The 10,614-nt window shown below is 61.2% G+C and carries 12 protein-coding genes and 3 pseudogenes; 7 read left to right on the top strand and 8 right to left on the bottom strand.

Going from position 1 to position 10,614, the window contains the following annotated elements:
* A pseudogene (locus E2L08_RS16295) lies at window positions 1-108 on the top strand (IS5/IS1182 family transposase); the annotation flags it as partial.
* 48 nt (window positions 109-156) lie between these two features.
* Here E2L08_RS16295 and mobQ read toward each other — a convergent pair.
* The gene (gene mobQ / locus E2L08_RS16300; protein WP_133398154.1) at window positions 157-1,401 is read right to left on the bottom strand and encodes a MobQ family relaxase; all 1,245 of its coding nucleotides are present in this window, start codon (window positions 1,399-1,401) and stop codon (window positions 157-159) included.
* 646 nt (window positions 1,402-2,047) lie between these two features.
* On the opposite strand from mobQ, the gene E2L08_RS16310 reads away from it, so the two are divergent.
* The 4 genes from E2L08_RS16310 (at window position 2,048) to E2L08_RS16325 (ending at window position 5,929) form a co-directional block, all read left to right on the top strand.
* Window positions 2,048-2,347, top strand: coding sequence for a mobilization protein (locus E2L08_RS16310; RefSeq protein ID WP_133398155.1), 300 nt, complete (start codon window positions 2,048-2,050; stop codon window positions 2,345-2,347).
* Complete coding sequence (locus tag E2L08_RS16315; protein ID WP_133398156.1) at window positions 2,347-4,017, top strand: type IV secretory system conjugative DNA transfer family protein; 1,671 nt, start codon at window positions 2,347-2,349, stop codon at window positions 4,015-4,017. The genes E2L08_RS16310 and E2L08_RS16315 overlap by 1 nt, the downstream gene beginning before the upstream one ends.
* A gap of 19 nt (window positions 4,018-4,036) precedes the next feature.
* On the top strand, window positions 4,037-4,579 hold the full coding sequence (locus E2L08_RS16320; RefSeq protein WP_133398157.1) for a hypothetical protein: 543 nt from the start codon (window positions 4,037-4,039) through the stop codon (window positions 4,577-4,579).
* 264 nt (window positions 4,580-4,843) lie between these two features.
* The gene (locus E2L08_RS16325; RefSeq protein WP_133398158.1) at window positions 4,844-5,929 is read left to right on the top strand and encodes a replication initiator protein A; all 1,086 of its coding nucleotides are present in this window, start codon (window positions 4,844-4,846) and stop codon (window positions 5,927-5,929) included.
* 17 nt (window positions 5,930-5,946) lie between these two features.
* Here the strand turns inward: E2L08_RS16325 and E2L08_RS16330 are convergent, their stop codons facing one another.
* From E2L08_RS16330 to E2L08_RS16355, 6 genes are all read right to left on the bottom strand, one after another.
* Window positions 5,947-6,156, bottom strand: coding sequence for a plasmid partition protein ParG (locus E2L08_RS16330; protein ID WP_133398159.1), 210 nt, complete (start codon window positions 6,154-6,156; stop codon window positions 5,947-5,949).
* Window positions 6,156-6,806, bottom strand: coding sequence for a ParA family partition ATPase (gene parA, locus E2L08_RS16335; RefSeq protein ID WP_133398160.1), 651 nt, complete (start codon window positions 6,804-6,806; stop codon window positions 6,156-6,158). The genes E2L08_RS16330 and parA overlap by 1 nt, the downstream gene beginning before the upstream one ends.
* A gap of 65 nt (window positions 6,807-6,871) precedes the next feature.
* Entirely contained in the window at window positions 6,872-7,159 is a 288-nt protein-coding gene (locus tag E2L08_RS16340) for a type II toxin-antitoxin system RelE/ParE family toxin (RefSeq protein WP_133398161.1), read from the bottom strand.
* Window positions 7,156-7,410 carry a type II toxin-antitoxin system ParD family antitoxin gene (locus E2L08_RS16345; RefSeq protein ID WP_133398162.1) on the bottom strand — a complete coding sequence of 85 codons (255 nt, stop codon included), beginning with the start codon at window positions 7,408-7,410 and terminating at the stop codon, window positions 7,156-7,158. Before E2L08_RS16345 ends, E2L08_RS16340 begins: the two co-directional genes overlap by 4 nt.
* 287 nt (window positions 7,411-7,697) lie before the next feature.
* Complete coding sequence (locus E2L08_RS16350; protein WP_133398163.1) at window positions 7,698-8,237, bottom strand: recombinase family protein; 540 nt, start codon at window positions 8,235-8,237, stop codon at window positions 7,698-7,700.
* 290 nt (window positions 8,238-8,527) lie between these two features.
* A complete protein-coding gene (locus E2L08_RS16355) occupies window positions 8,528-8,917 on the bottom strand; it encodes a winged helix-turn-helix transcriptional regulator (RefSeq protein WP_133398164.1) in 390 nt (129 codons plus the stop codon).
* 101 nt (window positions 8,918-9,018) lie between these two features.
* Here E2L08_RS16355 and E2L08_RS16360 point away from each other — a divergent pair, with 101 nt between their 5' ends.
* Both E2L08_RS16360 and E2L08_RS16365 read left to right on the top strand, forming a co-directional pair.
* Window positions 9,019-9,618, top strand: coding sequence for an NAD(P)H-binding protein (locus tag E2L08_RS16360; RefSeq protein ID WP_133398165.1), 600 nt, complete (start codon window positions 9,019-9,021; stop codon window positions 9,616-9,618).
* A pseudogene (locus E2L08_RS16365) lies at window positions 9,510-10,497 on the top strand (DDE-type integrase/transposase/recombinase). The gene E2L08_RS16360 and the pseudogene E2L08_RS16365 overlap by 109 nt, the downstream one beginning before the upstream one ends.
* Window positions 10,498-10,506: 9 nt before the next feature.
* Here the strand turns inward: E2L08_RS16365 and E2L08_RS16370 are convergent.
* Window positions 10,507-10,614: pseudogene (locus tag E2L08_RS16370) on the bottom strand (IS5/IS1182 family transposase); the annotation flags it as partial.

Raw genomic sequence — 10,614 nt, forward strand, 5'->3', positions numbered from 1 at the left:
TTCGGCAGGCTCAAGGACTGGCGCCGGGTGGCCACGCGATACGACCGGTGTCCGAAGGTCTTCCTCTCGGCCATCGCTCTCGCCGCCACGGTCATCTACTGGCTATGAGTCCTGACCCTAGAATAGCCAAGCTTTCAACTCCGAACTAAGGCTGAGCTACAGGCTATACCCATCACCGCGATCCCTGTCGCGCGTGTTCTCCACCTCGTCTTCCCGGTCCTGCTCAAGGTCGTCCTGACGGCCGAGCGTTTCGCGGGGCTTGTGCAGAACATTGTCCAGGCGCTCGCGAACAGAGGGCTTCCTGCTGTTTTCGGTATCATTGCCTGCCTCAACTTCGGAACCGCGTGATTTGCCCAGCGCCTCGCGCAGCCGCTCCCGCCCGCGTCCGGGGCCGTCGCGTTCCACATCGGCTTCGCGATCCTCCCGCCCGGTGATTTGCGCCAACCGCTCCCGCACGTCCTCCGGCCCGGCTCGCACCCCCCGATCCTTCGCCGCCGCCGCCCTGAGTGCGGCCAGACCGGCGGACACACGCCCCTGCCCCGCGTCACGCTCGGCCCCATAGGTCTCCCGCACGATGTCCAGCCGCTCGCGCAACTCGCGGAAGGCGGCGCGCGCCTGGCGGGCGGCATGGACCACGGCCCCGCGCTCGGTGACAGGGACGTATTCCCGACCCTGACGTTCGGCCATCGCCTTCGCCCGCCGTTCCATGGAGTTCGCCGCCGGTCCCAGCTTCAGCTCGGGGTCGCGGTCCAGTTCGTCGGCCGTCAACGCGTCACCCCGCTCCAGCGCAGCGTCGCGCTGCGCTTCGAGCGACCGGTGATCGACCCGCTCGACCTCCCCTGCCCGCTCCAGCGCGCGGTTCTGTAGATCGGCCCAGACGCCGCGCATCTGCTCGATCTCAACGCCGCCGGTTTTCGCAGAGTCGAGAACGCGCGTCTTTGCGGTGAAGCCCTCCGGCTCCAGCTTGCGGGTAGAGGTCAGGACGTGCGCATGGTGGTTGCGCTGATCGCCCTCCCGGTGCGGCGCATGGATCGCCACATCGACAGCCACGCCATAGCGGCTGACCAGCTCCTGAGCGAAGTCGCGGGTGATCTGCGACCGGTCCTCGGCGCTGATCTCGGACGGCAGGGCCAGCTCCCATTCGCGGGCGGTGACGGAGTTGCGGCGGGTCTCGCTGGCCTCGACCTCGTTCCAGAGGCGGGACCGATCCTGCGCCCAGTCCGGGGCGTCCTTCGGGGTCAGGATGAAGGTCTCTTCGATGCCCTGCTTGCGGGTGTAATCGTGGACGCGACCCTCGCGCTGACACTCGATGCGCTCCCCGACACGGTAGGCCGCTGCCGCCGTGGCAGAGCGCCCGGCGCTGCGTTTGATCGTCTTCACGGAGAGGTGGTAGCTGGCCATCAGCACCCACCCCGATGGAGACGGGAACGCCGCCGGTGAGTGCCGCTGCTGACCCCGGCCAATGGCCCCGCATTGGCCGTTCGGTCAGCCGTCTTTTTCCCGGAGGCCCGCGCCCCACAACGCTGGGGCCGGAGGGGAAAAGACAGACCGCACGAAACCGCCCGCAGGGTGGCTGAGGCGCGGGCTTGCCAGTCATCTGCCCCCATATCCCCAGCCTCCCGGCGGGCGGGATCGGGGAACGGCTCACGGGCGGTTTGCCACCGGCAAACCCGGCAAGGATCGGCACCGAGAGGTCCGACGATCCGCGCAGCCCGCAAGCGCGATACCCCCGGCACTCCAGCCCCGGCCACGGGGCACGGGATGCCGACAGGGGGTCGCCTTGCGGGACGCGATCCAACCGCCAAGGTTGGTCTGGGAAGGTTTGGAAGGGGCGACGCGCCCTTCCATGTCGATGCGTTTAGCATCGAAGGGGTCTGCCATCGGCTGGGGCTTTGCCCCGGAGAGATCGCACGCAAAGCTCGGAACCGCAGGTGGAGAGTTTGCATAAGTGCGCCCTTGTCCTTTACAGGCCTACGGGTAAGCGCTTGCAGTTGATCTGGCAACACAATATTCAACCGAGAGTATTTGGCAGCGCAGGAACAGGCAGATGGCGGAAACAGAACTGGAGAAAGCGGAAAAGCGCTATGCCCAGGCCAAGGCGCGGCTCCAGAGCATCCGCAATCGGGAAGCCACAAGACAACGCAAACTGGATACCCGGCGCAAGGTGATCCTGGGTGGCGCTCTCCTCGATCTGGCGGAACGGGATTCCGGTGCGGCCGCCATGCTGGATCGGCTGGTGCGGAATCTCGCACGGGAACAGGATCGCAAGGCCTTCGCGGACTGGGTGGCTCCCACCGGGTTGCCCTCCCCTGCCCGCTCCAGCTCTGACCCGGACACGCCCTCCTGATGCGGGGTTTGTTCCGCGTCTTTGATACCCTGTTCCGGTTCTTCGGTCGGCTGATCTTCACGCCCATCCTTTTGGGCTGGATGATTGGGGCCGTCCTGTTCGGCGCGATGATCGGGACGCTCGTGGCCACGCCGTTCATCTTCGCCTTCTTCGATCAACAGCCCGGCGAAAGCGCGTGGCAATGGCTGGTGTTCGGCCCGTTCATTTTCATCGGTGGCGTCTTCGGATTCCGGTACTGGCGCATGACCTCCGGCGCGGATGCTTACTTTGGGCTGACCGGTGACAGCCACGGCTCGGCCCGCTTCGCCAGCCGTAAAGAGCTGAAGAAGCTCCAGGGCGAGGACGGTCTCCTGATCGGGCGCAATCCCGGCACCGGTCGGCTGCTGCGCTATGACGGTCCCGCCCATCTGATCACCCTCGCTCCGACGCGCGCCGGGAAAGGCGTCGGGACGGTGATCCCGAACCTGCTGGCCGTGGACCGCTCGATCCTGGTTATCGACCCCAAGGGCGAGAACGCCCGGATCGCCGGGGAAGCCCGGCGGCGGTTCGGGACGTTCCATGTCCTCGATCCCTTCGAGGTCTCTGGCATGCCGTCTGCCGCCTATAACCCGCTCGACCGGCTGACGCCGGACAGCCTCGATCTGGGCGAGGATGCGGCCTCCCTGACGGAGGCGCTGGTGATGGACCCGCCGGGCCAGGTCTCCGAAGCGCACTGGAACGAGGAGGCCAAGGCCCTCCTCGGCGGGCTGATCATGTTCTGCGTCTGCCACGAGGACCGCGACCGCCGGTCCCTCGCCACCGTCCGGGAATATCTCACCCTGCCCCCGGAACGGCTCCGGGCGCTGCTGGAGCTGATGCAGGACAGCGATGCGGCGGGCGGGCTGATCGCCCGCGCCGCCAACCGCTTCCTTGGCAAGGCGGACCGCGAAGCCGCCTCGGTGCTGTCGAACGCGCAGCGCCACACCCACTTTCTGGACAGCCCGCGCATCGCCAAGGTGCTGTCGCGGTCGGATTTCCACTTCGCGGACCTGCGCCACCGGATCACGTCGGTCTTTCTGGTGCTGCCGCCGAACAGAATGGACGCCTACAGCCGCTGGCTGCGTCTTCTGGTCTCCCAGGCCCTCCAGGACATCGCACGGGACGCAGAGGTGTCAGCGACACTGGCAGCCCCTGTAGGCGCTCACACGCCCTCTCAGCGTCTCAGGACGCCGGTTCTGTTCCTCTTGGACGAGTTTGCCGCCCTGAGCCGTCTGGAGGCCGTAGAACGCGCCATGGGGCTGATGGCGGGCTATGGTCTCCAGCTCTGGCCGATCTTGCAGGACATGAGCCAGCTCAAGGACCTCTATGGCGACCGGGCAAACACCTTCATCGCCAATGCCGGGGTGCAGCAGGTCTTTGGGGTGAACGACTTCGAGACGGCGAAATGGCTGAGCCAGATGATCGGTCAGGAAACCACCGGCTACCAGACCGACAGCTTCAAGCCCGGCGATGGCCCCAGCTTCTCCAATCACCTTACTGGCCGCGATCTGCTGACCCCTGATGAAATCATGCAGATGCCACCTGACCTCCAGCTCTTGCGGGTGCAGGGCCAGCCCTCGGCCCTGGCGCAAAAGCTGCGCTACTACGCCGACCGCGAATTTGCCGGGCGGTTTGTCCCGCAGACCCATTGATCCGGAAAGGAACCCGAAGATGACAACCGCCTCCCCTGCCCTTCCCGATGACGAGCTGCGCGAAACCCTCGATCTGCTCTCCACGGTCATGGCCAGCGTCTCGGATCGGGTCGATGCCCAGACGGAAGTGCTGGACCGGGTGAACAAGACCGCCACGGAAGCGCGCCAGGCGGCGTTCGCGGCCAAGGCCCAGACCGATCCGAAGGCCTATGGCGCGCTGGTGGGCGAAACCATCGACGGCAAGATCGGGGACACCCTGATCCGGCTGGCGCGGTTCGCGGTCGATCTCGGGCAGCAGACGATGGCGACCGAAAGGGTTCTGAAACAGGCGGAGGAAGACAAGCTGGCCGTTCTCAGGCAGGTGCGGGACCGCGAGAACAGGGCGGAACGTCTGAAACGCGCCCTGCCCTGGTTCGGTCTGGGTGCGCTCGTTCTGGCTTTGGCAATGACCGTCGCCCTTCCCCGTTTCCTGGCCAGCAACAGCTCAACCTGCGCTGTCATCGGCGGTATCTGGCGAACGACAACAACGGGTGTCGATGCCTGTGTGTTCTACGTGGAGTGAGCTGGAATCTTGCGGTGACGGGTCGATCAGCTCGGCAAGCTGGGTGTTATATATGTGTTAGAGTCTGTGTTACGCGAATCATCAACTCCCTCATCTCTTTGAAAAAGTTACCGGAATCAGCCTGATTTTTGGCTTCCGGTGGGTGATATTACGATAAGGGGTGTGTGATCTTACGAAAGATGGTGTGTGATCTTACGAAAGTCTGTCGGTGTGTGAAATTACGAACCACTTGCGTCGGTGTGTGAAATTACGAATAGTGCGGTGATGGTGGGTGAAATTACGAAACCGGACCGGACGCCTCTCCTCCCTTTGCGACATGCTCAGGGAGATTTCTTTGTTTGCGATATCTTCGACGCCGCTCCCAAGGGTGACATGGCGTCGATGGCGCACCCGATCTTTACCCTTTCCACCAAGCCCGACACGAAAAAGCGCCGCTATGTGGCGACAGACGGTAAGAGCTACGTTGAGATCAGACCCAACATGATCGGCCTTGCAACCGTCCATGATCGCGATGTGCTGATCTACTGCATCTCACAGGTGATGGCTGCCCTGAATGATGGAAAACAGGTTCATAGAACCCTCCGGTTCAAGGCGTATGATCTTCTCGTCGCAACCAACCGTCCTGTTGCCGGAACTGGTTACAGCGGCCTGAAAGCCGCGCTCGAACGCCTCCAAGGGACGCAGATCGAAACCAATATCACGACAGGCGGCGTGGAACAGATCGACGGTTTCAGCCTGATCGACCGCTACAGGATCGTCAGAGAAACCCGCGATGGCCGGATGCTCGACCTCGAAGTCACCCTTTCCGATTGGGTATTCAACGCCATCGCGGGTGACGATGTTCTCACGCTCAACCGCCGCTACTTCCAACTTCGCAAGCCTTTGGAGCGCCGTCTGTATGAGCTGGCCCGCAAGCAATGCGGGACGCAGCCGGAGTGGAAGTGCGGCTTGGATAAGCTGAAGGATCGGACCGGTTCCACGTCCTCTGACAAGGAGTTTAGGCGGCTCGTTCGGGCGATCTGCAAGGCGGATGAGGAACACAACCACATGCCGGACTATGCCTTCCGAATGGACGCTGACATCCTTACGGTAACGCCTAAGCCGGAGTTTCTGGAGAATTACGCAGCCAAACCGGAACAGGACAGGCTGACCGGCGGCTACGTCCTGCCTCTCTCGCCTGATACCCTCGAACGGGCACGTGAATTGGCCCCAACATGGGATATTAAGGTTCTGGTCGGAGAATGGCGGAGCTACGCCGCCAGACAGAAAGAGCCGCCAAAGAACCCGGACGCCGCGTTCCTCGGTTTCTGCAAGAGCTGGTTCAAGAAACGCGGCCGCAACGGCTGGTAGAGTATTTACTCAAATACTCATTTGCTCAAATACTCGGACCATAAATCACGTGTGATGTCGGAGATTGAGCGGCCCTCCTCGACCGCCTTCATCTTGATCCTGCGATAAAGTGTCTCCTCAATCTCGGCATTCAGCCGCTTCTTCTTCTCCGTCGTCTCGGTGACTTCGTGCAGGATGCGCTTGCGGGCCTCGTCGCCTCGGCTTGGACGCTTCGCGGAAAGAGCCATCACGCGACCTCCTGCTTCACGGGCGCAAGCATCGCCAGTATCTCGTCGCTTAGCGCCGTGGTCTCAGCCCTCGCCTTGGCATTGTCGGCGTCAAACACGGTCAGCCCTTCCGATGCCGTTTGCGGATAGACTTGGCGCTGAGTGATCGTCGTGTCGCAGACCGGCAATGCGTAGTCGTCCAGCGCGGTCCGCACGTCGCTGCCAAGCCGGGTTCCTTCCACGATCCGGGAAACCACAAACCCCGCGCGCGGCGATCCGTCCGTGACCTCCTGCCGGGCTTTGATGAACTCGACAAGATCGGATGCAGCCCAGATGTCATAGGGCGACGGCTGGACCGGAATCAAAACGAAGTCGCTGACCTTGATGCAGGCCGCGATCATGTCTTCCAGTTTTGCCGCACCGTCGATCACCACATAGTCGTAGTTTGCCGCCATGCTAGCCAGCGTCTTGACGTTGTTGGGGCGGTCGAGCGCGACCAGCTCGATGGGGTTGTCCTCGCTGGCCGCGTGCCAGTCACGGGCGCTGCCCTGCGGATCGCTATCCACGATCAGAACCGAGTGGCCTTGCTCATGCAGCGATCTGGCCAGATTGGTGCTGATGGTGGTTTTGCCGCTGCCACCCTTGGGGTTCAGGACGGAAATTATGCTCATTTTTTTGCCTCAATTGTGTATTTACTCAAAAGTGTATATGAGTATTTGAGGTGCAGCAAGCGTGACTAAAGGTGACGTCCAACATCCATGCTCTGGTGAAGGATACGGATGACCTCGATCCCGGTATCGGTCGACCGGAAGAACACCAAATGTCGGCCAACAGCGTGTTTCAGATAGCCTTCGCGAACATCCACGATTCGGCCGCGCTTTTCGCCTCGCGCCAGGCTGATGCAGACATCACGGATGTCATCCGTGTATCGGTCGGCCTGGTCAGCTCCCCATTCGTTGACCGTGTAGTCCCAAATAGCGTCCATATCCGCCGCTGCGGCAGGCGAGAAGGTGACACGGCTCATCCGTTGGCCTGGTTAAGCTCTGCTCGTTTACGCACCTTGAAACCATCGAAGTCAAAGGGCTGCGGTTTGCCTGATTGCTCGCCTTCGATCAGAGCGTCTTGAAGCGCCTTCACCTTGGCTTCATGCTCTTCGAGCAAGCGCAGACCAGCGCGCACAACGTCGCTGGCTGATCCATAACGACCCGCTTGAACCTGTGTGTCGATGAAACTGGCGAAGTGATCGCCAAGCGACATAGATGTGTTTTTTGCCATGACGCACCTCCTGCATAGGACCTATACCAAAAATTGGTACATTTCAATAGCACTCATTTACTCAAAAACTCAACGTGAGCACAAAGAATGCTGTCAGTAGAGGCCTTCGTTTCGAGAGCAGGACGGGCATCGGCAGTTGCCGCCCTGGATCGTCCATGTACCACTTGAGCTGGCGGCCTCCTTGCCGCAGTCGCAGCAGCTCGCGGCCGGTTTCTGTCGTGCAAGTTGTTCGGCGCTAATCCTGGTCATCAAGTGGTTCCTGATCTGGTTGAAATTTACGGGTGCGGTCAGGCACGCCGCACCGTCCGCTCGCTGACTTTGAACAGCCGCGCGATTTCCGGGACGGCACGCTGTTCCTGGTCCCTCATGCGCCGCACCTCGTCCTTTTGAGCAACTGACAGGGCAGGGGGCCTGCCACCGATCCGACCGCGCTTGCGAGCTGCTGCCAAACCCTCTCTGGTTCGTTCGGAAATCCGTTCCCGCTCGAACTGCGCGATGGACGCAAAGACGTGGAACGTGAGACGACCGGCCGGCGTCGTGGTGTCGATGTCCTCGGCCAGGGACCGGAAGCCGGCACCGCGCTCGCCGATAGCCTCTACGATCTCCAGAAGGTCTTTCAGGGACCGGGCCAGGCGGTCGTACTTGGTAACAGTCACAACGTCACCGTCGCGGAGCTGGTCCAGCATCCTGTCCAGCTCGGGCCGTTCGCGTTTCGATCCGCTGATCTTGTCGGCGAACAGCTTCCCGGCTCCGGCCGCTGTCAGGGCGTCGGTCTGGGCATCCAGGTTCTGGTCGTCCTTGCTGACTCTGGCGTATCCGATGATCATGCCGCACTGTGGCAAAAACCTGCCAGAACCGCAAAGGTTTTGCCGGGGGTTTGTGTCGCAGTGAAGTCGTTGATTTTGCGTAGGGCAGGGCGGACCGGCGGAATCGACCGTTTTTGGAGCACACCTTCTGGCAGGAGGTTTGTGTCCGGTGTGCGGACAAAGCTGTTATTAGTAATTCTGATCTAAACGGCCGCTTTTTGCGGGTTGCGACAGCCGCGAAAATCAGCAGAGGCGGCGCTATCATTTACGGCGCATATGATTGCCGCCGGTTTGATCTCCATAGCGTCCGACTATTCTGCCGCGATCTCTTCCCGCGTCGACAGGATGTTGCTGGTGTTGTCTTCGATCCAGTCTGCGAGCACGCGCACATGTTGTGCGACCTCTTCGCCCATCGGGGTCAGGCAGTATTCAACATGGGGCGGCACGACCTTGAAGTCCTGCCGATGCACAAAGCCATCGGCTTCCAATGTTTGAAGCGTCTGTGTCAGCATCCGGTCGCTGACCCCGCCGATCGTCCGCCTGAGCGCAGCAAAGCGGATCGTCCTTCCCTGAAGCGCAATCAGCGTCAGAACAGCCCAGCGGCCCGTGACATGCTTGAGGATAATGCGCGAAGGGCATTGCTGCGCTTGCAGGTTCCCGATCAATTTGCCCGAACGAATGGCGTCACTGAGTTTCGGCATGGCGACCTCAAAGGTATATACTAACAAAGATGTATGTAATTACCTTTTGTAAGTAAGGGGCCTAGCTGTGGCGCATGGAAAGAAAAATGGAGAGAACTGCCATGACAATTGCAGTGACCGGCGCCACCGGCCAGCTTGGCCGCCTTGTTGTCGAGACCCTGAAAACCAAAAGCGCGCCCGAGGGCCTCGTTGCTTTGGCTCGCAATCCCGATAAGGCCGCTGATCTGGGCGTGCCTGTCCGTGCTTTCGATTACGACGCCCCTGAAACGCTCGCCGCGTCTTTGGAAGGCGTCGAGACGCTGCTGCTGATCTCGGGCAGCGATATCGGTCGCCGCGTTACTCAACATGCAGCGGTGATAGAAGCCGCCAAAGCTGCGGGTGTGAAGCATATTGTCTATACGAGCCTGCTGAACGCACCGAACAGCACGCTGGGCCTTGCGCTGGAACATGTGGAGACAGAAAAACTTCTGGCCGCTTCTGGCATCGGCCATACCGTTCTGCGCAACGGTTGGTACACGGAAAACTACACCATGGGGCTGCCCGCGGCACTGGAACATAACGCATTGATCGGTGCGGCCGGGGATGGCCGGATATCTTCAGCCATGCGGCAGGACTACGCCGCCGCTGCTGCGGCTGTGCCACGATCACGCACGCCGTCAGAGCGGCAATTCAGCGATCGCAAGCTCCGACCGCGGCGCTGAGTCGGGAACTCGGGAACTCGGGAACAACCCAAAGACTGTCGCAAAGTAGCGCAAGCGCGAGATGATCGAGGATCACAAAACCGGACCGAAAGAACCACACTCCACCGTTCTCAGCGAAGGGGAAGAGGCGATGGTCGTTGCCTTCCGGCGGCACACGCTCTTGCCACTTGATGACTATCTCTATGCCCCGCAGCCGACGATCCCGCATCTGACCCGGTCAGCCTTACACCGGTGCCTGCAAAGGCGCGACATCTCGCGTCTGCCCGAGGTCGAAGGCGACAAGCCGAGACGGCAATGCTTCGGGCGCTACCCCATCGGCTTCTTCCACATGGATATTGCCGAAGTGCAGACGGCCGAGGGTAAGCTCTATCTCATCGTTGCCATTGACCGAACGAGCAAATTCGCCGTCACCCAGCTTGTCGAAAAGGCTGACAGGCGGACGGCGTGGGAGTTCCTAGAGCACCTGCTGGAGGCTGTTCCTTACCGGATCCATACGATCCTGACCGATAACGTCATCCAGTTTGCCGAGCAGCTCCGCAATCGCAACAGCGCCTATTCCCGGCAGATGCGTTTCGACATGATCTGTAAAGCCAACGGGATCGAGCATCGACCGACCAAGCCAAACCACCCGTGGACCAATAGCCAGGTCGAGCGAATGAACCACACGATCAAGGAAGCAACGACGAAGCGCTACCGTTACGACAACCATGATCAGCTGCGCACGCACTTTGCCGACTTCATCGCAGCTTGTAACTTCGCCCGCAGACTCAAGACATTCAGCAGCCTCACGCCTTACGAATACATCCGCAATACCTAGATTTTAGAGCCAGACAGATTATCGAAAATCCGATCCATCAGATGCCGGGACTGAACGCCTAGGGTCAGGACTCATAGCCAGTAGATGACCGTGGCGGCGAGAGCGATGGCCGAGAGGAAGACCTTCGGACACCGGTCGTATCGCGTGGCCACCCGGCGCCAGTCCTTGAGCCTGCCGAA

This window comes from Palleronia sediminis, assembly GCF_004358695.1.
GTDB classification, from domain to species: Bacteria; Pseudomonadota; Alphaproteobacteria; order Rhodobacterales; family Rhodobacteraceae; genus Palleronia; species Palleronia sediminis.